The organism is Cupriavidus sp. CP313, from assembly GCF_054072015.1.
Genome location: NZ_JBSVZB010000001.1, coordinates 69,066 through 91,101 on the forward strand (window position 1 = coordinate 69,066; position 22,036 = coordinate 91,101).

The 22,036-nt window shown below is 68.7% G+C and carries 18 protein-coding genes; 13 read left to right on the forward strand and 5 right to left on the reverse strand.

Annotation, left to right across the window (positions count from 1 at the left end; translation table 11 throughout):
* Nucleotides 1-32 precede the first annotated feature (32 nt).
* The 3 genes from ACW4E8_RS00330 to ACW4E8_RS00340 form a co-directional block, all read right to left on the reverse strand.
* Nucleotides 33-767, reverse strand: coding sequence for a crotonase/enoyl-CoA hydratase family protein (locus tag ACW4E8_RS00330; RefSeq protein WP_456802695.1), 735 nt, complete (start codon nt 765-767; stop codon nt 33-35).
* Between the two features lie 165 nt (nt 768-932).
* Nucleotides 933-1,346, reverse strand: a complete 414-nt coding sequence (locus tag ACW4E8_RS00335; protein WP_456802696.1) for a Zn-ribbon domain-containing OB-fold protein — start codon at nt 1,344-1,346, stop codon at nt 933-935.
* A gap of 12 nt (nt 1,347-1,358) precedes the next feature.
* Complete coding sequence (locus tag ACW4E8_RS00340; protein ID WP_456802697.1) at nt 1,359-2,522, reverse strand: thiolase family protein; 1,164 nt, start codon at nt 2,520-2,522, stop codon at nt 1,359-1,361.
* Between the two features lie 462 nt (nt 2,523-2,984).
* Here ACW4E8_RS00340 and ACW4E8_RS00345 point away from each other — a divergent pair, with 462 nt between their 5' ends.
* From ACW4E8_RS00345 to ACW4E8_RS00370, 6 genes are all read left to right on the forward strand, one after another.
* Nucleotides 2,985-3,707, forward strand: a complete 723-nt coding sequence (locus ACW4E8_RS00345) for a hypothetical protein (RefSeq protein ID WP_456802698.1) — start codon at nt 2,985-2,987, stop codon at nt 3,705-3,707.
* A gap of 185 nt (nt 3,708-3,892) precedes the next feature.
* A complete protein-coding gene (locus ACW4E8_RS00350) occupies nt 3,893-4,756 on the forward strand; it encodes a branched-chain amino acid ABC transporter permease (RefSeq protein WP_013953621.1) in 864 nt (287 codons plus the stop codon).
* Between the two features lie 12 nt (nt 4,757-4,768).
* Nucleotides 4,769-5,800, forward strand: coding sequence for a branched-chain amino acid ABC transporter permease (locus ACW4E8_RS00355; protein WP_456802699.1), 1,032 nt, complete (start codon nt 4,769-4,771; stop codon nt 5,798-5,800).
* On the forward strand, nt 5,793-6,557 hold the full coding sequence (locus ACW4E8_RS00360) for an ABC transporter ATP-binding protein (protein WP_456802700.1): 765 nt from the start codon (nt 5,793-5,795) through the stop codon (nt 6,555-6,557). Before ACW4E8_RS00355 ends, ACW4E8_RS00360 begins: the two co-directional genes overlap by 8 nt.
* Nucleotides 6,544-7,251 (forward strand): ABC transporter ATP-binding protein, encoded by a 708-nt coding sequence (locus tag ACW4E8_RS00365; RefSeq protein ID WP_456802701.1) that lies wholly within the window; start codon nt 6,544-6,546, stop codon nt 7,249-7,251. The genes ACW4E8_RS00360 and ACW4E8_RS00365 overlap by 14 nt, the downstream gene beginning before the upstream one ends.
* 227 nt (nt 7,252-7,478) lie before the next feature.
* Nucleotides 7,479-8,651 carry an ABC transporter substrate-binding protein gene (locus ACW4E8_RS00370; RefSeq protein WP_456802702.1) on the forward strand — a complete coding sequence of 391 codons (1,173 nt, stop codon included), beginning with the start codon at nt 7,479-7,481 and terminating at the stop codon, nt 8,649-8,651.
* 157 nt (nt 8,652-8,808) lie between these two features.
* On the opposite strand, the gene ACW4E8_RS00375 is transcribed toward ACW4E8_RS00370, so the two are convergent.
* Nucleotides 8,809-11,706: a DUF6600 domain-containing protein gene (locus tag ACW4E8_RS00375; RefSeq protein ID WP_456802703.1), complete on the reverse strand. Its 2,898-nt coding sequence runs from the start codon at nt 11,704-11,706 to the stop codon at nt 8,809-8,811.
* A gap of 296 nt (nt 11,707-12,002) precedes the next feature.
* On the reverse strand, nt 12,003-13,331 hold the full coding sequence (locus tag ACW4E8_RS00380; protein WP_456803016.1) for a putative bifunctional diguanylate cyclase/phosphodiesterase: 1,329 nt from the start codon (nt 13,329-13,331) through the stop codon (nt 12,003-12,005).
* A gap of 283 nt (nt 13,332-13,614) precedes the next feature.
* Between ACW4E8_RS00380 and ACW4E8_RS00385 the strand changes: the two genes are divergently transcribed.
* From ACW4E8_RS00385 to ACW4E8_RS00415, 7 genes are read left to right on the forward strand one after another with little or no spacing between them, the layout of a single operon-like run.
* Complete coding sequence (locus ACW4E8_RS00385; RefSeq protein ID WP_456802704.1) at nt 13,615-15,231, forward strand: methyl-accepting chemotaxis protein; 1,617 nt, start codon at nt 13,615-13,617, stop codon at nt 15,229-15,231.
* A 31-nt stretch (nt 15,232-15,262) separates the two neighbouring features.
* Nucleotides 15,263-15,739, forward strand: a complete 477-nt coding sequence (locus tag ACW4E8_RS00390; protein WP_456802705.1) for a chemotaxis protein CheW — start codon at nt 15,263-15,265, stop codon at nt 15,737-15,739.
* Nucleotides 15,736-17,007 carry a CheR family methyltransferase gene (locus ACW4E8_RS00395; protein WP_456802706.1) on the forward strand — a complete coding sequence of 424 codons (1,272 nt, stop codon included), beginning with the start codon at nt 15,736-15,738 and terminating at the stop codon, nt 17,005-17,007. The genes ACW4E8_RS00390 and ACW4E8_RS00395 overlap by 4 nt, the downstream gene beginning before the upstream one ends.
* Nucleotides 17,000-17,686, forward strand: coding sequence for a chemotaxis protein CheW (locus tag ACW4E8_RS00400; RefSeq protein ID WP_456802707.1), 687 nt, complete (start codon nt 17,000-17,002; stop codon nt 17,684-17,686). Before ACW4E8_RS00395 ends, ACW4E8_RS00400 begins: the two co-directional genes overlap by 8 nt.
* Nucleotides 17,683-19,938, forward strand: coding sequence for a hybrid sensor histidine kinase/response regulator (locus ACW4E8_RS00405; RefSeq protein WP_456802708.1), 2,256 nt, complete (start codon nt 17,683-17,685; stop codon nt 19,936-19,938). Before ACW4E8_RS00400 ends, ACW4E8_RS00405 begins: the two co-directional genes overlap by 4 nt.
* Complete coding sequence (cheB, locus tag ACW4E8_RS00410) at nt 19,935-20,954, forward strand: chemotaxis-specific protein-glutamate methyltransferase CheB (RefSeq protein WP_456802709.1); 1,020 nt, start codon at nt 19,935-19,937, stop codon at nt 20,952-20,954. Before ACW4E8_RS00405 ends, cheB begins: the two co-directional genes overlap by 4 nt.
* A gap of 54 nt (nt 20,955-21,008) precedes the next feature.
* Nucleotides 21,009-22,028 carry a diguanylate cyclase gene (locus tag ACW4E8_RS00415; RefSeq protein WP_456802710.1) on the forward strand — a complete coding sequence of 340 codons (1,020 nt, stop codon included), beginning with the start codon at nt 21,009-21,011 and terminating at the stop codon, nt 22,026-22,028.
* Nucleotides 22,029-22,036: the final 8 nt, after the last annotated feature.

The following is a 22,036-nucleotide window of genomic DNA, read 5'->3' on the forward strand; positions in this document are numbered from 1 at the left end:
GTCTGCTCTCATCTTCGATCGATGGCGCTCGGCTAGCGGTTCTTCCAGACCGGGCTGCGTTTCTCGGCAAACGCGGCAAGCCCTTCCCGCTTGTCTTCGGACTCCGCATTGCGGCCGGCCGGTCCTCGCTGCTTCGACCAGCTCTCCTCCTCGGTCCAGCCTTCCGCCTGGGAGCGCGACACGATTTCCTTGGAAGCGCGAACGGCGATCGGCGCATTGACCAGGACCTTGCGCGCCAGCTCGAGCGCCGCTTCGAACGTCTTGCCTGGCGCCGTGACCTTGGCCAGCAGGCCATGCCCCTGCATTTCGGCCGCGCTGCGTGGCTCTCCGGTCAGGATCATCTCCATGGCCAGGTGATACGGAATCCGCTTGTGCAGGCGGAAGCATCCCCCGCCAGTGGCAACCAGGCCGCGCTTCACCTCGGTCAAGGCGAACCGGGTCTCTTCCGAGGCGACGATCATGTCGCAGGACAGGGCAAGCTCCAGGCCGCCCGCATAGGCATGGCCTTCAATCGCCGCGATCACGGGCTTCAACGGCGGGCGCGTCATCATGCCGAAGCCGCCGCGTTTGGGTGTACGGGCGATCTCGCCGATTGCCGCGGCCTTCAGGTCATGGCCTGCGCAGAAGGTCGAGCCCTCCCCCCGCAGGACAGCCACCCACAAGGCGTCGTCCTCTTCAAACCGATCCAGGATCGCCTCCATCTGGAGAGCCATCGCGAGGTTGAATGCATTGCGCGCTTCCGGCCGGTCGATCGTGATGACCAGCACATGATCTTCGATGACTTCCGTGCGGAAATAGCTGCGCTTTTCAGTGTTATCCATGATCCTTCCGTGAGCTATGAGTTGTCCCTCGGCCGAGCCGGGTGACTTCGGAACTTGCGTTCGCCAGTGGATGCCTGAGTCACCAGGGGCCCTAAGGTGCCCCAAGGCGCCCTAAGCCGGCCTGAATTTCGGCAATGCGATTTCCTCGGTAACGTGATCGAACACGACCTGGACAGGCATATCGACACCAATCGCGGTCAGGGGGCAGTCCACGATATTCGTCGTCATGCGCACGCCCTCCTCGAGCTTGACAATGGCGACGATGTACGGATCGTCGTTCACGAACTCTGGCGTGGTCGACCGATAGGCGATGGTGTAGGAATAGACGGTCCCCCTGCCGGTACAGGTCTGCCAATCCAGTTCGGCACTCCAGCACGCCGTGCATGTGGCACGCGGATAGTGCTGGACATGGCCGCATTGCCTGCACTTCTGGATCTTGAGTTCGTTCTGCCTGGCTGCCTGCCAGAACGCACGGGTATGCGGCTGCGGGATCGGTAGCGGCTTGCGATATTCATTGGCTGCCATGGGTCTTCCTTTTCAGTTTGCGAGGACGAGCGTGACTTCGTCTGACATGACGCCACCATTGCCGTGGACGACGCCGACCGTCGCCCCTTTGACCTGCCGGGCCTCGGCGCGCCCCATCAGTTGCCGCACGCCCTCCACGACGTGGGTCATGCCGCCCGCGGCGCCTGCCTGTCCGAAGGACAGCTGGCCGCCGTTGGTGTTGCACGGGAAATCGCCCGCAAATGTGAGGTCACGCTCCGCTATAAATGGGCCGCCGTGTCCCTTGGGGCAGAATCCAAGGTCCTCGATCGCCATCAGGACCGCGATGGTGTAGCAGTCATAGAGCTGGGCAAGATCGACGCGTCCCGGCGAAACGCCGGCCATGGCGAAGGCCGCTTCGGCGGACTGCTTCGACCAGGATGTGGTGATGTCCTGCCTATGGGTGATCGAAAGATGGGACCCCGCCTCTCCTGCTCCCAATAGCCTGACCGGCGGATTCGGCCCTCGGTTCGCCAGGGACTGCCGCGTTACCAGAACCGCGGAACCACCCACGCAAGGCGAAACGATCTCCAGCAGGTGCAGCGGGTCGAAGATCATTTTTGAGTTCAGCACATCATCGATCGTGAGCACGCTCTGATTGAAGAGCGCAAGCGGATTCGACAAGGCACTCGTGCGCTGATCCACGGCAATTTTTGCCAGCTGCTCCGACTTCGTGCCGAATTCATGCATGTGCCGCCGCGCCACCATCGCGTAGCCGGCATTCGGAGGAGACGCACCAAACGGAATTTCGAATTCGGTAACGGCTTCCGAGCGCAGCATGCCCTTGCGGCTGTTGTTCCGGTCTGCACTTGGCACTTCGACGGTCAGGCAGAGCACGCGATCGCACAGCCCTGCCTGGATCGCCGCGGCCGCGCGCCACACCATGCCAGCGGCAGATGCGCCACCCAACTCCACCGTATCGAAGTACTTCAAGTTCAGGCCCAAGTGCTCGGCCACAGCAGACGGCCAGAACATGCTGTATGCAGCCACCGGCGTGGTGACGAGCAGGCCGTCGATTTCACCGGGAGACACGCCCGCGTCCAGCGCCGTCCTGCGCGCGATTTCCGCGGTCAATCCCATGGGCGTCAGCCCGTCTGCAGTCTTCCGAGATTTGAACTCTGCATACCCTGTGATCGCCGCAACATTTCTGAGAGACATCGCTATCGTTCCTATCCTTGATGTGCGCTTTCGGTCAGCACAGCGTGGCCACACACGGCGCGGCGCTGAAGCATGCGAGTGCCGATGTTTCGCACGCTACCCAGTGTCACCGTGCGATCCCCTGCCCTCACGTCTGGAAGCAGTCTAGCGACGCCCCCCACGGCTGTCCGTCGTCAAAACTGACGATTTGATGCTGGGTGCCGCGACAGGCCGGCAAACGTCGGAATCGAGCGGGAAACCTTCTTGTGCTGGTGTCTTCCATCCAACTTCCGCCGCGTTCGGCAATGGAACCGACCGCCGCGTGGTCGAGGCCTGCGGCACGCAGCGTGGGGCATTCCAGCCCCTTGAATCGACGCCGCAGATCGATCCTCTTGACACAGATCATCCGAGCCATCTGAAGCCATTGCCGCGGTAGTCGAAGGCAGGCACGCGCTGTCTCGCCCCGTGATCGCATTGGGCTGGATGGAGAAAAACCCGGCTGCTGTGACCGAGAGGTTCACGGTGAAGGTGATTCGCCGCCGGCTGACGCTGGACGAGTTCAAGGCGATATTGGCAAAGGCGCCCGAAGTCTCGGAGTGGCTGGAGAACGCCATGCTGCTGGCGCTGGTGTCAGGCCAGGATCGTTCCACTGTCGCGCGCTGGGAGAGGTCGACCGTTAAGGGCGACGTGATCATCGCCCGCCGCTCTAAGACTGACGTGAAGGTTGCTATCCCGACGGCACTGCGCCTGGATGCCATCGGTATGTCTTTGGCCGATGTGATCGCCAAGTGCAAATCGACCCATATCGTCAGCAAATACCTAATCCACCATATCCGCCCGGTCGGCAGCGTATCCCGCGGTGACGCGGTCGGGCTGACGTCAATGCAGGGAAAACATAGGGGTCATATGCCCCATCGATGGCGGCGGACAGACCCTCTCAGGACATACCCGGAGGCCAGTGTCTTGCTATTTCGCGGTGCGGAATACTCCGCCGCTTTCCTTGACGGTGCCTCGAAGCCTATGCAACAGTCGATGAAAACGAACGATCGTGCGGGAATACTCCCGACACCTCGTCACCGGGTCGCAACGCCGCCGTCCACGCCGACGCGGCCAGTGCCCCGGCTTGCCGGGCGGCCAGCGCGCCGCATCGCACAGGAGATCAACCATGCAGCACCTGCAACACGCATCTGCGCACCCGCACCGTGACCGCCACGGCGCGCCTTGGGCCAGGCCATCCCGCCCGCGTATCGCCGCGCGCGAGCCGGCGTTGCCGCCCGCCTGAGTTCCGCCCCCGACTTCCTGACCGTGGCCGCGCCTGGCGCCGCCGCGACGGCACACGCACGGCCTTTGCCGCTGCGTGCCTGGTTTCCCGAACCGCACGAGGTACCCCTGTGGCATTGTTCCTTCAACAGTTCCTGAACGGCCTGACGCTGGGAGGCGTCTACAGCCTGGTGGCGCTTGGCCTGACGCTGGTCTACGGCATCCTGCACGTGCCCAACTTCGCGCACGGCGCCTTCTACATGGCTGGCGCCTATGTGTCGTACTTCCTGATGACCTCGCTGGGCGTGAACTACTGGCTGGCGATGCTGGGCGCGGCGCTGGCGGTGGCCGTATTGTCGATGGCTGCCGACCGGCTGGTGTTCCACCCGCTGCGCAACTCGCCCGAGCTGCACGACATGATCGCCGCGATCGGCATCCTGCTGTTCCTGGAAGCCGGCGCGCAGGCGCTGTGGGGCGCGGACTTCCACCGCATGCCCACGCCCTATGGCCAGATCGTCGACGTGTTCGGGCTGACCGCGCCGCTGCAGCGCCTGCTGATCATCGGCGCCGCCTTTGCGCTGATGGTGCTGCTGCACCTGTTCCTGACGCGCACCATGACCGGCGCCACCATCATGGCGATGGCGCAGAACCGCGAAGGCGCCGCACTGGTGGGCATCGACGCCACCCGCGTGACGCTGCTGGTGTTTGCCATCTCCGGCGCGCTGGCCGCAATCGCCGCCACGCTCTACGCCCCGATCAACCTGGTCTACCCCAGCATGGGCAACCTGGTGATCACCAAGGCCTTCGTCATCATCATCCTGGGCGGCATGGGCAGCATCCCCGGCGCCATCGTCGGCGGGCTGATCATCGGCATGGCCGAGAGCTTCGGCGGCTTCTACGTTTCCACCGACTACAAGGACATCATCGCCTTCGTGCTGCTGGTGGTGATCCTGTCGATCCGGCCGCAGGGCCTGTTTGCCGGCAAGACGGCCTGAGGAGCACAAGACATGAAAGCACTGCAAGGAAAAACCGGCTGGACGCTGCTGCTGGCGCTGGCCATCGCCTTCCCGCTGATCACGCCCAACAGCTACTACCTGACCGTGATGACGCTGGCCTTCATCTACGCCATCGCCACGCTCGGCCTGAACCTGATCACCGGCTACACCGGCCAGCTGAACCTGGCCCATGGCGGCTTCATGGCCATCGGCGCCTATACGCTGGGCATCCTGACAGTGGACCACCAGGTGCCGTTCTGGCTGGCCTTCGTGCTGGCCGGCGTGGTCTGCATGGTGCTGGGCTATGTGGTCGGCGTGGTGTCGCTGCGCCTGAAGGGCCATTACTTCTCGATCTTCACCATGTGCGTGGGCTACATCATCTACCTGCTGATCGAGAAGTGGGAAAGCCTGACGCATGGCACGGTGGGCCTGATCGGCATCCCGGTGCCGGCGGCGATCGGCCCGGTCGCGTTCGACAGCGTGCAGGCCCAGTACTACCTGGTGCTGTTCTTCCTGGCGGTCGGCACCTTCCTGATGCACCGCATCGTCACCTCGCTGCTGGGCCGCAGTTTCATGGCCGTGCGCAACAGCGACGCCCTGGCCGAGGCGCTGGGCATCAACCTGATGCGCACCAAGGTGCTGTCGTTCGTGCTGTCGGTGGGCTACGCCGGCTTTGCCGGTGCGCTGTACGCCGGGCAGGTGCGCTTCCTGGGGCCGGATATCGCGCGCACGGACCTGACCTTCGACATGGTGATGTCGATGCTGGTGGGCGGCATCGGCACCATCTTCGGGCCGCTGCTGGGCGCGGTGCTGGTGCCGTGGATCACGCAGTCGCTGCAGTTCATGCAGGACTACCGCATGCTGGTGTTCGGCCCGGTGCTGATCCTGCTGATCATCTTCGTGCCGGACGGGATCGTGGGTTCCTGGCTGAAGAAGCAGGCGCGCAAGGCCGCGGCCGAACGGCGTGGCAAGCTGGCGGCGCAGTCCCCTGCACAACCCGCCACCGCTGTCCCGACCACCCGCGCCGGAGCCGACCATGCTTGAGATCCGCAACCTGACCAAGAAATTCGGCGGCCTGACCGCGGTGCACGATGTCTCGGTGACCTTCGAGCAAGGCCATATCAACGCCATCATCGGCCCCAACGGCGCCGGCAAGACCACCTTCTTCAACCTGGTGGCAGGCACGCATGCGCCCAGCTCCGGCCAGATCCTGTTCAAGGGCCAGGACGTGGCCGGCATGCGCGCCGACCAGATCGCGCGCCTGGGCGTGGCCCGCACCTTCCAGGCCACGGCGCTGTTCGACCGCGCCACGGTGCTCGACAACCTGATCGTCGGCCACCGCCTGCGCACCCACTCCGGCCTGCGCGACGTGCTGTTCAACTCGCGCCGCCTGCGTGAGGAAGAGCGCCTGTGCCGCGACAAGGCCGAAGCCGCGCTGGACTTCGTCGGCCTGTCGCACCTGGCGCACGAGGTCGCCGCCGACATCACGCAAGAGGCGCGCAAGCGCGTGGCCTTTGCGCTGGCACTGGCGACCGACCCGGAACTGCTGCTTCTTGACGAACCGGCAGGCGGCGTCAACCCGGAAGAGACCGTCGGCCTGGCCGAGCTGATCCGCAAGATGGTGCGCCATGGCAAGACCGTCTGCCTGATCGAACACAAGATGGACATGATCATGCGCCTCGCAGACAAGATCATGGTGCTGAACTACGGCGAGAAGATTGCCGAAGGCACGCCCGCGCAGATCCAGCAGGATCCGCATGTCATCGAGGCCTACCTGGGAGCCGACCATGTTGCAGCTTGAACGCGTCTCGCTGTCGTACGGCAGCTTCCGCGCCCTGGACAACATCACCCTGCACGCCCGCGCCGGCGAACTGGTGGTGCTGCTGGGCGCCAACGGCGCCGGCAAGAGCTCGATCTTCCTGGCGATGAGCGCGATCCACCGCATCAGCGGCGGCAGCATGCGCTTTGACGGGCGCGAGCTGTCGGGCATGAAGCCGTCGCAGATCGTGCAGGCCGGGCTGGTGCACTGCCCGGAGGGCCGCAAGCTGTTCCCGGCGATGAGCGTGGAGAAGAATCTGGTGCTGGGCGCCTACGTGCACCGGCGCGATGGCGCGGGCATCCGCAAGACGCTGGAAGAGGTCTATGAACTGTTCCCGATCCTGCGGCAGAAGAAGGACGACCCGGCCGGCTCGCTGTCCGGCGGGCAGCAGCAGATGGTGGCGCTGGGCCGCGCCCTGATGAGCCGCCCGCGCGCGCTGTTGCTGGATGAGCCGTCGCTGGGGCTGGCGCCGCTGGTGGTCAAGCAGATGTTCGAGATCATCCAGCGCATCAACCGCGCCGGCACCACCGTGCTGCTGGCCGAGCAGAACGCCTACGCGGCGCTGGGGATCGCGCATCGCGCCTATGTGATCGAGAGCGGGCGCATCGTGATGGAAGGGGATCGGGATACGTTGCTGAAGGATGAGGGGATTCGGAAGGCGTATATCGGGGGGTAGCCGGCAGGCTCGACGCGATGAGCTTGCTGTCCCGCAAGCATGCTCCCTCTCCCGCTTGCGGGAGAGGGTTGGGGAGAGGGCCGGAGTATCGACGAAGTAAAGCGTGTCGGTCTGCCTGTGCCTGCCCTCTCCCCCGGCCCCTCTCCCGCAAGCGGGAGAGGGGAGAAAACCGAGGGGTCATTAAAGACAACCGGAACTGACAAGCAGTACTTTCAGGAGACATAGCAATGCAAAGCAAGATCATGCGCCGTATCTTCCCGCTGGCCGCCACCGCCGTGGCCGCCATGCTGGCCTCTGGCACTGCGCTGGCGCAGGAAGTGGTCAAGATCGGCTATACCGGCCCGCTGTCCGGCGGCGCCGCGCTGTATGGCAAGAACGTGCTGTCGGGCGTGCAGATGGCGGTGGACGAGATCAATGCATCCGGCCTGGAAGTCAAGGGCAAGAAAGTCAAGCTGGAGGTGGTGGCGCTGGATGACAAGTACTCGCCCGCCGAGGCCGCCATCAACGGGCGCCGCCTGGTGCAGCAGCACAAGACCCCGGCGGTGTTCGTGCCCCATTCGGGCGGCATCTTCGCGCTGCAGGCCTTCAATGAGCAGGAGAAGTTCCTGGTGATGGCCTACTCCAGCGTGCCGCGCATCACTGACGCCGGCAACAAGCTGACCATCCGCATCCCGCCCGCGTACACCGGCTATATCGAGCCCTTCGTCAAGGCGCAGATGAAGCGCTACGGCAAGAACGTGGCGCTGGCACCGGCCGACCACGACTACGCCAAGGCCTGGGTGCAGGCCTTCGTGCCGGCGTGGGAATCGGCCGGCGGCAAGGTGGTGGCCAACAACCCGATGTCGTACACCAAGGCCACCGACTTCTACAGCGGCGTGTCGCGCGCGATGAGCGAGAAGCCGGACGTGATGTTCGTCGGCGGCCCGTCGGAGCCGACCGCACTGGTGGTCAAGCAGGCGCGCGAACTGGGCTTCAAGGGCGGCTTTATCGTGATGGACCAGGCCAAGATGGATGAAATGGCCAAGGTCACCAACGGCCTGGGCATGCTGGAAGGTTCCATCGGCGTGCTGCCGCTGGTCAACGACAGCCGCCCCGCCGCGCAGAACTTCAACGCCAAGTACAAGAAGCTGCATGACGGGCGCGATGCCACCACCGAGATGTCGCTGAACTACACCATGGTGTACGCGCTGGCCGGTGCGATGAAGCTGGCCGGCACCACCAGCGACGCGGCAGCGATCCGGGCGAAGATGCCCGACGCGGTCAAGGGCCTGGCCAGGGAGGTCAACCCCAACGAAGTCGACGGCATCGACGCCAAGGGCGGGTCGATGGCCGACACCATCGTCGGCTGGGTGCAGAACGGCAAGATTTCGCAGGTACGGTTGTCGGAGCTGGCGAAGTAAGCCAGGCCGCGGCGCCGCCCGCGCGGCACCGCGCAAGAACAAACCCCGGCAGGCCGCGAGGCCTGCCGGGGTTTCTGCCTTCCGGGCTCCGTCAAACGGGCCGTGCTACTGCCGGCGATCGCCGTCGCGCCCCGTTGCGCGCCTCCATCTGGCCGCGTTAGTTCTGGGCGCGCTGTTGCTGTTGCTGTTGCTGCTGTTGCTGTTGCTGCTGTTGCTGCTGGCGCTGCTGTTCCATCTGCTGCCGCTGGCGGTCCTGCATCTGTCGTTGCTGGTCCTGCTGGTGCCGCTGCTGCTCCTGCATCGCACGCTGCTGCTCCTGCGCGGCACGCTGCTGCTCCTGCATGTGGCGCTGCTGCTGTTCCGCCTGCTGGCGCTGCATGGCCTGCTGCCGCTGCTGCTCCTGCACCTGGCGTTGCTGCTCCTGCATCTGCCGCTGCTGTGCCATCTGCTGGCGCTGGGCCGCCTCGGCCTGCCGCTGCTGGGCTTCCTGCATTTGCCGCTGCTGCTCGAAACGCTGGCGCTGCATCTCCTGGCCCTGCCGCTGCTGCTCGGCCATCTGGTGCTGGCGCTCCACCTGCTGGCGCTGCTGGTCGGCGGCCTGGCGTTGCTGCGCTTCGGACTGGCGCTGTTGCTCCATCTGCTGGCGCTGGATGTCCTGCGCCTGGCGTTGCCGCGATTCCTGCATCTGCCGTTGCTGCTGGACTTCGGACTGGCGCTGTTGCTCCATTTGCTGGCGCTGGGTGTCCTGCGCCTGGCGTTGCCGCGATTCCTGCATCTGCCGTTGCTGCTGGACTTCGGACTGGCGCTGTTGCTCCATCTGCTGGCGCTGGGTGTCTTGCGCCTGGCGCTGCCGCGATTCCTGCATCTGCCGTTGCTGCTGGCTTTCCTGCATCTGGCGCTGTTGCTGGGCTTCCTGCATCTGCCGTTGCTGCTCAAAGCGCTGCCGCTGCATTTCCTGCGATTGCCGCCCCGGATCGGGACGGTCCTGCCCATCCGCCCACTGGCGCTGTTGCATGCGCTGCTGATCCTGCTGGCGTTGCTGGTCGCGGGCCTGGTCCTGCCACTGGCGTTGCTGGGCGTCGCGTTGCTGGGCCTCCTGCTGTTGCCGCTGCAGATCAGGCCCCTGCCGCTGCTGCTCGCGCAGCGCGCGCTGCTGTTCCCGCTGCTGTTCCATCTGCTGGCGCTGCAAAGCCTGCTGCTGTTCGCGCTGCATGCCCTGCGCCTGCCGTTGCGCGTCGGCCGGCCCGCCCGGCTGGCCCGGCTGGCCAACAAAGCCGCGGGCTTCGTCGGGCCGGCTGCTCTGGCCACGGCCGTTGCCGCGCCAGGGTTCGCCCGGGGCGTTCGAATAGTTGCGATCGCCGCGATCGCCACGACCGGGGCCATCGGCATCGCCGCGGCCGGCGCGCGGCTGCGGCGGCGCCTGGTCGCGCGCGGCGATGGCAGCCTGGCTCATGCGCACATCGGGTGCCCGCTGCACGTCGCGCCCGGGCCGCCGTTCATTGCCACCGCGCCAGGCAGGGCCGGCGCCGGGCACAACCCCGCCCTCGCGCGCGAAGCGGCGGGCCAGGTCGTCCGTGGCGGGCCGGCCCGGCGGGCGGGCGGCGATGGCCTGGCGCTCGAAGCCATGGCGGGCCTGCGGCGGCAGCGGCCGCATCGGGGCCGATCCCACCAGGCTGCCCTTGACCGGCGCCACCGGCGGCCCCCCCCTGGCCTCGCCTGCCGGCAGGTTGCGCCATTCGTCGCGATGCATGCCGCGCGCCGGGCGCCCTTCGACGAAATTGCGTGCCGGCATGCCGGTGATGGCGCCGGGCACGTTGCGGTTGGCGTAAGGCGGAGGCCGGCGGTCGCCCATCACGATGTTGTTGACGGTCACCCGGTTGATGCGGGCGACATAGGTCGGGCTGGCACGATAGACCGGCCGGTACGCGTCGCGCGGCCCCAGCGGATACCAGGCCACGCCCGGCCCGCTGCCAACGCGCACGCTCCAGTTCGGCCCGCTGGCGCCGACAAAGGCCACCACCGCGGGGGCGTAGCACGGGCGCACGCGCGGTCCCGGCACCCAGCCCCAGCGCGCGCCCACATAGGCCCAGCGGCCGTAGTGCGAAGGCGCGAAGCCCCAGGGCGCGTCATCGATCCAGGTCCAGCCCCACGGGGCGATCCAGGCCCAGTGCCCGGCGCTGTACGGCGCCCAGCCGACGCTGACCACGCGCGGGAACCAGACCGCGCCGTAGCCGGGGTCTTCCTGCCAGTCGCCGTAGCCGTCCAGCGCGGCGTAGCCCGGCATCTCGCGCGGCACGTAGCGGGCGGACGGCGAGGCGTCTTCGCGCGCGTCGCGCGCCGCGGTCCAGTGGTCGAAGGCGTCTTCCGGCGCGGCGCCGCCACCGGCGTCGGCCAGGTCGGTGCCGGCAAAGCGCATGCGGTCGCCGCGCTGCAGCTCGATCGAGCGGCTGTCGCCATAGACCACGGCGCTGCCGTGGCGCATGGTCACGGTGGTGGTGCTGCCGTCCGGCGCCACGTCCAGCCGGTAGTCGCCCGGCTCGCGCGGCACGAAGGCCAGGTTGGGGGTGTCGACCTCGACCGTCTGGCCCGGCGGCAGCGCGCGCACGCGCAGCTGCAGCGTGCCCTGGGTCAGCTTGACCTGCGTGGCGCTGTCGTCCAGGTTCAGGATGCTGGCCGCGGTGGCGCCGCCCAGCCGGACCGCCACCGTGCCGGCATGCAGCTCGGCACGGCCGCCGTGGTCCAGCCAGAGCCGGTCGCCGGTGGTGACGGGCCGGTTCAGGCCTGCGGCAGCCCAGTCGTCCGAGCCTGCCGGCGCAAAGCTGAGGTTGCCGTCGACGGCGGTCAGCGTGGCAATGCGCGAGGAAGGATCGGCTTGCTGAAGCGGGGCATCAGCCCCCGGCGCATCAAGATAGGCCTCGCCGGGCGGGCCGGCGGGCACCTGGGCCAGTGCAGCAGCCGCCACCGCCAGGCCGGCGGCGGCGGCCAGGGCCGTCAGCGCCAGTCTGCCACGGAGTTGGCCACGAGCAGGGCGGGAAGATTGGGAAGGATCGAACATGGAAGTCAGGACCGGGACAAAACGCATAACGCACCGGGGCGGCCGGCCGATGTCAGCGGCAACCCTAATGTCACCATACATTGCCCCGGAGGCCGCGGCACGCCCGGCGCGGCAGACTTTGTAAGTTCGTATTTCGCCATGCGGCAGTGCAGCGCAGGCCGGAGCGCTATCCCAGGCAGGCTGCGGGCGGGCGGGGGGGCAGCGGGTGCCCGGGACGGGCAGGCTCGCCGTCAAAGGTGGAAACAACTTCCCTGACAGGGCGGGGGCGGGCGGGGCGAAACGGGGGCGGAGGCGGCTCAGCGGCCGGACTGCTGGCGCAGCATTTCGGTCAGGCGCTCGGCCGGCATCGGGCGGCCGTACAGGTAGCCCTGCGCCTCATGGCAGCCGTTGGCCAGCAGGAAGTCGCGCTGCTCGGGCGTTTCCACGCCTTCGGCGACCACGCCAATGTGCAGGCTTGCGCCCACGTTGATCACCGAGCGCACGATTGCCGCATCGACCGGATCTTCGGTCACGTTGCGGATAAAGGACTGGTCGATCTTGAGCCGGTCCACCGGGAACGACTTCAGGAAGCTGAGCGAGGCATAGCCCGTGCCGAAGTCATCGCAGGTCAGCGTCACGCCGTCGCGGCGCAGCGCCTGCAGCTGGTCCGCGACCTCGTCGCCCTGCTGCAGCGCGATGGTTTCGGTGATCTCGATCTCCAGGCAGTCCGGCGCCAGTTCCAGCGCGCGCAGCACGTGGCGCACCTCGGTCAGCAGCCGGCTTTCGGACAGCTGGGCCGCGAACAGGTTGATGGCCACCCGCGGCGGCTGCGGAAAGGCCAGCGACCACGCGCGCGCCTGGGCGCAGGCGGTCTGCAGCAGCCACATGCCGACATCGCTGGCAATGCTGCTGCCGGCCAGCGCGTCGATGAAGGCGGCAGGCGCCAGCAGGCCGCGGGTCGGATGGCGCCAGCGCATCAGCGCCTCGGCACCGTGCACGCGGCCGTCGCGCAGGTCGACCTGCGGCTGGTACAGCAGCTCGAACTGGCGCTGGGCATAGGCTTCGTGCAACGCCTGCACCAGCGACAGCCGCGTGGTCACGTCCGAGCGCATCTGCGGCTTGAAGAAGCGGATGGTGCGGCCGCCGTCGTGCTTGGCGCGGGCCAGCGCCAGGCTGGCCGCGGCCAGCACGTCTGAACCCTGTTCGCCGGCGGCGGGGATCACGCAGGCGCCGATGCTGGCCAGCACATGGTGGCGGCGACCTGCGCTCTCATGCGGGGAGGACAGCATCGAGAGGATCGCCGCACCGACATGGCGCACCAGCGTGGGATCGGCAATGGAGGGGAGCAGCACACCGAACTCGTCGCTGCCAATGCGGCCGATGGCGGCGTCGCGCGGCGAGGCGTCGCGCAGGCGGCGGGCCACGCGCTGCAGGATCAGGTCGCCTTCGGCATGCCCGTGCATGTCGTTGAAGGCGCGGAAATCGTCAATGCCGATCAGCAGCAAAGCACAGCGGGGCACCGCCTCGCTCTGCAGGCGTGCCTCCAGCCGCTTCAGAAATCCCTGGCGATTGTCAACGCCGGTCAGCGGATCGAGATCCGAGCCTGGCGAGGCGCCAGCCGCCTTCGCCCCCGACTTGGCCACCATCCCTGCCCCATCTGTAATTGTCGACATTGTTACCTGCTAGCAATTTAGCAAGTGTGACGAAAACTTGGAAAAAATCAAGCAGTTCCGATTGTGGCGGGAACATCTATGCGGCCGCGCAACGGCGCCGCATTGCGCGTTGAATCGGCTCCCGGCTTACAGTACCCTACCGCGCATCAGGCCGCCCCCGCCGCCCCGCGACCTCCTGCTTGCCCGGAGCGCCGCCCCTGAGGCGGCTTTGCGGGGAACGGCCGCTCCTGAACAAGAACATCACCGGGACCTCACCGTGAACGAATGGACCATCCGCACGCGCATCCTGGCAAGCTTCTCGCTGATCCTGCTTGTCATGGCACTGATGGGCGTTGTCGCCTACGCCCGCCTGAGCGCCATTGAACGCGAAACCACGCTGATGCTGCAGGACGCGCTGCCCGGGCTGAACTACAGCACCGGCATCCGCGGCGTCTGGGGCGAGCGCTATGTGCTGGCGTGGCAGACCATCAATGCCGCCGACCCGGCTGAGCGCCGCGGCTTCCAGCAGCAAAGCCAGGACGCCGCCGGCCGCCTCGACAAGCTCGAGCAGCAGTACGAGACCTCAATCACGCGCGACGAAGACCGCGTCGCCTTCAAGGCCTATCGGGACGTGCGCGCGCGCTACGAACAGGCCGCCCAGATCCTGTCCCGCCAGGGCGAGTGGAACGGCGCCGCCGCCGCGGCAGCGCTGCGCGGCGAAGCGCATGACCGCTGGGTCGAGGCGCGCAAGGCGGCCCAGCACCTGGTGGACGACAACAGCGCGGTCAATTCGCGGGCGGCGCGGGGCATCGACGATGCCGTCAGTGCAGCCAAGATCGGCATCGAAGCGGCGCTGATCGTGGCCCTGGTGGTTGCCGTGGTCTGCGGCTACCTGCTGCTACGCGCGATCACGGTGCCGATGCAGTTGATCGTCAACCTGCTGTCCGGCATCCGCGGCGGCGACCTGCGCCTGCGCATGGCGCTGCGCCGCAAGGACGAATTCCAGGAAGTGGAGGAAGGTTTCAACCAGATGTCGGGCGAGCTGACCTCGCTGGTGGGCCAGGCGCAGCGCACCGCGATCCAGGTCACCACCTCGGTCAACGAGATCGCCGCGACGGCGCGCCAGCAGCAGGCCACCGCCACCGAGACCGCCGCCACCACGACGCAGATCGGCGCGACCTCGCGCGAGATCTCGGCCACCGCGCGCGACCTGGTGCGCACCATCCATGAAGTCTCCAGTGCCGCCGAGCAGGCGGCCGGGCTGGCCGGCACCGGCCAGGTGGGGCTGTCGCGCATGGAAGGCACCATGCAGCATGTGATGGACGCCGCCGGCTCGGTCAATGCCAAGCTGGCCACGCTCAACGAAAAGGCCGGCAATATCAACCAGGTGGTGACCACCATCGCCAAGGTGGCCGACCAGACCAACCTGCTGTCGCTGAACGCCGCGATCGAGGCCGAGAAGGCCGGCGAATACGGCCGCGGCTTTGCCGTGGTGGCGACCGAGATCCGCCGCCTGGCCGACCAGACCGCGGTGGCCACCTACGATATCGAGCAGATGGTGCGCGAGATCCAGTCGGCGGTGTCGGCGGGCGTGATGGGCATGGACAAGTTCTCGGAGGAAGTGCGCCGCGGCATGTCCGAGGTCACGCAGGTGGGCGACCAGCTGTCGCAGATCATCGCGCAGGTGCAGTCGCTGGCGCCGCGCGTGCTGATGGTCAATGAGGGCATGCAGGCCCAGGCCGGCGGCGCCGAGCAGATCAACCAGGCGCTGATGCAGCTGTCCGAGGCCGCGCAGCAGACCGTGGAGTCGCTGCGCCAGTCGAGCCAGGCGATCGACGAACTGACGCTGGTGGCCAACGACCTGCGCAGCGGCGTATCGCGCTTCAAGGTCTAGGCCCCGCCACCAGGACCTGCGCCCCGCCGCCATGAAACTCTTCCTGCTGTTCCGCCTCGGCGCTGACCACTATGCGCTCGATGCCGCCGAGGTGGCCGAAGTGCTGCCGCTCACGCGGCTCAAGCAGATCCCCGGCACGCCGGCCTGGGTGGCGGGCCTGATGGAGCGCCGCGGCCAGCCAGTGCCGGTGATCGACCTGCCGGCGCTGGCCACCGGCGTGCCGGCGGCGCTGCGCACCAGCACGCGCACGGTGCTGGTCCACTACCGCCGCCATGGCGGCGAGGCCAGCCGGCTGCTGGGCCTGCGCCTGGAATCGGCCACCCAGACACTGCGCTGCCCGGCGGAATCGTTTGTCGACGGCGGCATCGCCGGGGCCAGCCCGCGCTACCTGGGGCCGGTGCGGCACGACGCGCGCGGCCTGCTGCAGTGGGTGCGGGTCGAGGCCCTGCTGCCGGACGACGTCCATGCCATGCTGTTTGCCGACACCTCCGGGGAGGCCGCGACATGAGCACTGCCACGCACATCGAGGCCCTGCTCAAGGCCCGCATCGGCCTGGACGCGGGCGCCATCGGCACCGGTGCGGTGGCACGCGCCGTGCGTGAGCGCCAGCAGGCACGGCAGGCGCCGGACACCCAGGCCTACTGGGACTTGCTGCACGGCACCGCCGATGAATTCCAGGCGCTGATCGAGGCCGTGGTGGTGCCCGAGACCTGGTTCTTCCGGCATCGCGAAGCGCTGCTGGCGCTGGGCCGCCTTGCCGCCGAGCGCGCCTTTGCCGACGGCAGGCGCACGCTGCGCGTGCTGAGCCTGCCCTGCTCCACCGGCGAAGAGCCCTACTCGATCGCCATGGCCATGCTCGATGCGGGCGTGCCGGCGGGCCGCTTTGCCATCGATGCGGTGGACATCAGCGCCCGCGCGCTGGCCCGCGCACGCCAGGGCGAATACGGCGCAAACGCCTTTCGCAGCGCGCCGCTGGATTTCCGCGACCGTTATTTCACGGCCACGCCCGCCGGCTATGTGCTGGATGCACGCGTGCGCGCGCAGGTGCGGCTGCTGCAGGGCAACCTGGTCGATCCCGGCCTGCTGGCCGGCGAGCCGCCCTATGACTTTGTGTTCTGCCGCAACCTGCTGATCTATTTCGACGCGCCGGGGCAGCGGCATGCGGTGCAGACGCTGGCGCGGCTGGCCGCTGCCGACGGCCTGCTCTTTGTCGGGCCGGCCGAGGCCAGCGTGCTGAGTGCGCAGGGCCTGGAGCCGGTTGGCTTGCCGCTGACCTTTGCCTTCCGCAAGCCGTCCGCCGCGCCAGCCGCCAGGGCGGCGCCGCGTGTGCCCGTGCACGCGGCCCAGCCGCCCCGCATGGCCGCACCGCCACGGCTGCCGAGGCCACCAGCCTCGATGCGGCCTGCCCCGGTCACGCCCACGCCCCTGCGGCCCGCGGCGCCCGCGCCTGGCAACGATCAGCGCGCCGCGCTGGCTGCCATTGCCGCCCAGGCCGACCGCGGCGAGCTGGAGGCCGCCACCGCCGCCTGCCTGGCGCTGCTCGAGCGCACCCCGGATGCCAACGCCGACGCCTATTGCATGCTGGGCGTGCTGCACGACGCCGCCGGCCGCGCCGCGCAGGCCCATGCCGCCTACCGCAAGGCGCTGTACCTGGACCCGGCGCACCAGGAAAGCCTGTACCACCTGGCCGCGCTGCTCGATACCGAAGGCGATCACGATGGCGCCATGCGCCTGCGCCAGCGCGCGCAACGCCACACCCGCAAGCACCATGGCTGAGCCCCAAGGCATTGTCCTGCGCACCGAAAACGTCGACGACTGCTGGCGGCGCATCGGCGTGCGCGGCGACGGCTCGTGCCCCGCGCTGGCCGAGCACGCGCACTGCCGCAACTGCCCGACCTACGCCCAGGCCGCGGCCATGCTGCTGGACGCGCAACGGCTGGACGTCGTGCCGGACGCACTGCCCGATGCCGCCACGCTCACCGACGATGACGGCGCCTTGCCGGCCGAACGCGGCACCGCGCTGGCCTGCCTGGTGTTCCGCATCGGCGATGAGTGGCTGGCCCTGCCGACCGCTGCGCTGGGCGAAGTCACCGCCCCCTGCCCGATCCATTCGCTGCCGCACCGGCGCGATGCCGCCGTGCTGGGGCTGGCCGCGGTGCGCGGCAACCTGCTGGCCTGCCTGTCGCTGGCCCGGCTGTTCGACGCGGGCGCCGGTGAAAGTGCCAGCGGCAGCCGCTTCCTGATCCTCGGGCAGGGCCGCGCCGCGATCGCGCTGCCGGTGGCCGAGGTGTCCGGCATCGCCCGCGTGCCAAAGCCCGCGCTGCAGCCGCTGCCCGCCACCCTTGCGCGGGCGTCGGCGCGCTATACCCAGGCGCTCTTCCTCGACCAGGGCCGCAGCGTCGGGCTGCTCGATGCCGCACTGGTGCGCCAGGCGCTGGCCAGGAGCCTGGCATGAATCCCGAGCAATTGCGCGACGCCTCGCTGCTGGAACTGTTCGCGCTCGAGGCCGATGCCCAGGCCGAAGTCCTCAATGCCGGCCTGCTGGCGCTGGAGCGCAACCCGGCAGCCGCCGAGCAGCTCGAAGCCTGCATGCGTGCCGCCCACTCGCTCAAGGGCGCGGCCCGCATCGTCGGGCTCGATGGCGGCGTGCGGGTGGCACACGCCATGGAAGACTGCCTGGTCGCCGCACAGGGCGGCATGCCGCTGACCGCCGCGCATATCGACGCACTGCTGCAAGGCACCGACCTGCTGCTGCGCATCGGCCATCCGCCCGGCGGCGACCCAGGCTGGGCCGAGCACGCGGGCCGCGCCGAGATCGATGCAGTGGTGCAGCGGCTGGGCACGGTCGATGGCGGTGCCGGGGCGCCGTTCGTGCCGGCACCGCCAGCGCTGGCCCCGGCCCCGTTACCGGAACCAGCGCCCGCGATACCGGCAGACGACACGCAGGAGCGCATGCTGCGCGTGAATGCCGATGCGCTTGACCAGCTGCTGGCGCTGTCCGGCGAGGCCATGGTCGAGTCGCACTGGCTGCGCCCCTTCGGCACCTCGCTGCAGAAGGCAAGGCGGCAACAGGCACGCGCACTGCGCGCCGCCGATGCGCTGCAGGAAGCCTTGCAGGACGCGCCGGACGGCAACGCGGGCGCGGCTGCGCACACCGCACTGGCCGAACTGCGCCAGCTGCTGGACGAAGGCCACGACCAGCTGGCCGCGCGGCTGGAAGAGTTCGAACAGTACGATCACCGCGCCACGCGGCTGGCGCGCCGGCTCTATGACAGCGCGCTGGCTTCGCGCATGCGCCCGCTGGCGGACGCGCTGACCGGCTACGCGCGCATGGTGCGCGACCTCGGGCGCGCGCTGGGCAAGCCGGTGCACCTGGAGCTCATCGGCGCAGGCACGCAGGTGGACCGCGACATCCTGGAAGCGCTGGACGCGCCGCTGGCGCACCTGCTGCGCAACGCGGTGGACCACGGCATCGAACCGCCCGAGGCGCGCGCGGCGCAGGGCAAGCCGGCGGAGGGCAGCGTCACGCTGCAGGCGCGCCACAACGCGGGCCGCCTGGTCATCGAGATCTTCGACGACGGTGCCGGCGTCGACCTGGAAGCCCTGCGCCGCGCCATCGTGCGGCGGCGGCTGGCGTCCGAAGAGACCGCGGCGCGGCTGTCGCAGGCAGAGCTGCTCGACTTCCTGCTGCTGCCGGGCTTCAGCATGCGCGACACGGTCTCCGAGGTCTCCGGCCGCGGCGTGGGCCTCGATGCCGTGCAGGAGATGGTGCGCCGCGTGCGCGGCAGCCTGCGCCTGACGCAGCAGCCGGGCCAGGGCCTGCACTTCCGGCTGGAGCTGCCGCTGACGCTGTCGGTAGTGCGCACGCTGCTGGTGGAGGTCGCGGGCGAAGCCTATGCCTTCCCGCTGGGCCGCGTGCTGCGCGCGACCTCGGTGGCGCGCAGCGAGATCGAGCAGACTGAAGGGCACCAGCATTTCCGCCACGAGGGCCGCGCCATCGGGCTGGTCAGCGCGGCGCAGGTGCTGCAACGCCCCGAGGCCGACGCTGCCAATGCGCGCGAGCAAGTGCCGGTGGTGGTCATCGGCGAGGCCGAGCGCATCTATGGCATTGCCGTCGACCGCATGCTGGGCGAGCGCCTGCTGGTGGTGCAGCCGCTGCCCGCGGCACTGGGCAAGGTCCGCGACATCGCCGCCGGCAGCCTCACCGACGACGGCATGCCGGTGCTGATCTTCGATGTCGAGGACGTGATCCGCTCGGTCGAGAAGCTGGTCTCCGAGGGCCGCATCGAAGGCGTGCGGCAGGCGGCCGTGGCCAGCGTCCAGGCGCGCGCGCGGCGCGTGCTGGTGGTGGACGACTCGCTCACCGTGCGCGAGCTGCAGCGCAAGCTGCTGGCCGGGCGCGGCTATGATGTGGCGGTGGCGGTCGACGGCATGGACGGCTGGAACGTGCTGCGCGCCGAGCCCTTCGACCTGGTCATCACCGATATCGACATGCCGCGCATGGACGGCATCGAGCTGGTGCGCCGGATCCGGCAGGACGCCGCGCTGCGGCAGCTGCCGGTGATGGTGGTGTCGTACAAGGACCGCGAACAGGACCGCCAGCGCGGCCTGGAGGCCGGCGCGGACTATTATCTGGCCAAGGGAAGTTTCCACGACGCCGCGTTGCTCGACGCGGTCCAGGACCTGATCGGCGAGGCACGTCAATGAAAATCGGCATCGTCAACGACTCGGCGCTTGCGGTAACCGCGCTGCGCCGCGCGCTTGCGCTGGATCCGTCGTTCGAGATCGCCTGGGTCGCCGGCGACGGCGAACAGGCGGTGCAGATGGCCGCGCGCCGGACCCCTGACCTGATCCTGATGGACCTGCTGATGCCGGTCATGGACGGCGTCGAGGCGACCCGGCGCATCATGTCCGCCACGCCCTGCGCGATCGTGGTGGTGACCATGGACCTGGGCCGCAACGCCTCGCAGGTGTTCGACGCGATGGGCCATGGCGCCATCGACGCGGTCGACACCCCCACGCTGGCCGAGCCCGACGCCCAGCTTGCCGCCGGGCCGCTGCTGCGCAAGCTGCGCAATATCGGCCGCCTGCTGGCGGGCCGGGTGGCCCCGCAGCACACGCTGACGGCGGCGCCGCGCGCAGTGGCCGCACCACGGCTGGTGGCGATCGGCGCCTCGGCCGGCGGCCCGGCCGCGCTGGCCACGCTGCTGGGGGCACTGCCGGCGGACTTCGGTGCCGCGGTGGTCACCGTGCAGCATGTGGACGAGGCCTTTGCCGCCGGCATGGCCAACTGGCTCGACGGACAGTGCGCGCTGCCGGTGCGCATTGCCCGCGCCGGCGACGCGCCCCAGGCCGGCACGGTGCTGCTGGCCGGCACCAACGATCACCTGCGCCTGGCCAGCCCCACGCGCATGACCTACACCGAGCAGCCCTGCGACTACCTGTACCGCCCCTCCATCGATGTGTTCTTCGAAAGCGTGGTGGAGCACTGGCGCGGCGACGTGATCGGCGTGCTGCTCACCGGCATGGGCCGCGACGGCGCGCTGGGGCTGAAGGCCATGCGCGAGCGCGGCTTCCTGACCATCGCCCAGGACCGCGCCACCAGCGCCGTGTACGGCATGCCCAAGGCCGCCGCAGCCATGGGCGCGGCCGCGGAGATCCTGCCGCTGCCGCGCATTGCGCCGCGGCTGGTGCAGGCATGCGGCGGCGCCGCGCTGCTTTGACCCAATGCAATACGTCCCGGCCGGCACCGGGACCGTGACACCCAGGAACTGAACATGCAACCCGAATCACCCAACCAACCCGCGGCGCCTGCAGCCGACAAGGACTACCTTGCCATGGTGCTGCTGGTGGACGACCAGTCCATGGTCGGCGAAGCGGTGCGCCGCGCGCTCTCCACCGAGCCCGACATCGACTTCCACTACTGCTCGCAGCCCGATGAGGCCGTGGCGGTGGCGCAGCGCACCAAGCCCACCGTGATCCTGCAGGACCTGGTCATGCCGGGCGTGGACGGCCTGACGCTGGTGCAGCGCTATCGCGAGAACCCCGCCACGCGCGACATCCCCATCATCGTGCTGTCGACCAAGGAAGAAGCCGCGACCAAGGGCGCGGCATTTGCCGCCGGCGCCAACGACTACCTGGTCAAGCTGCCCGACAGCATCGAGCTGATTGCGCGCATCCGCTACCACTCGCGCTCGTACCTGAACCAGCTGCAGCGCGACGAAGCCTATCGCGCGCTGCGGCAAAGCCAGCAACAGCTGCTGGAAACCAACCTGGAGCTGCAGCGGCTGACCAATTCAGACGGCCTGACCGGCTTGTCCAACCGGCGCTATTTCGATGAATACCTCGGCGCGGAATGGCGCCGCGCGCTGCGCGAGCAAACCCAGGTGGCGCTGCTGATGATCGATGTCGACGCGTTCAAGGCCTACAACGACACCTACGGCCACGTCGCCGGTGACGAGGTGCTGCGCCGCGTGGCCACGGTGATCCGCGAGAATTGCGTGCGCGCCACCGACCTGCCCGCGCGCTTCGGCGGTGAAGAATTCGCCATGGTGCTGCCGGCGACCTCGCCCGGCGGCGTGCGGCTGCTGGCCGAGAAGGTACGGCGCGCGGTGCAGGGGCTGGCCATTGTCCACAGCGGCTCCCCCACCGCCGACTGCGTCACCGTCAGCGTCGGCGGCGCCGTGCTGGTGCCCCAGCCTGACCAGCCGCCGAACCAGCTGGTGGAAGCCGCCGATGCAGGCCTCTACCAGGCCAAGCGCAATGGCCGCAACCAGGTAATGATGTCGCAAGGCTGAGTCACTGC